Annotated in this window: 1 pseudogene; it reads left to right on the forward strand. The window is 59.1% G+C overall.

What is annotated here, in order from left to right:
* A pseudogene (locus ACPYOJ_RS35500) lies at nucleotides 1-192 on the forward strand (MBL fold metallo-hydrolase); the annotation flags it as partial.
* Nucleotides 193-269 lie beyond the last annotated feature (77 nt).

A 269-nucleotide genomic window follows, 5' to 3' on the forward strand; every position in this document is an offset into this window, starting at 1 on the left:
GCCCTCATCGACGCAAATCGGCGCCATCTGGAGCGGTTGAGCAATCCCTCCGAGCGAGAGAAGGCGGAGGCGACATCCCCGAATGAGTTCCTTGCAGACGATCTGGCATCGGGGATCGTTCTCTATTTCGAACCCTACGAGGCGATTCATTGCAAGAACATCGCTTGCATCAAATCCGCCGGAAAGTCCTGAAGCTTAGTCCGCAGCCGCGAGCAGACGCGCGGCTGCCGCCCGCGTCTCCTCGGTGACAAAAGCGCCCTGTCTCTTAT

Source organism: Rhizobium sp. SVR5-9E (genome assembly GCF_056755095.1).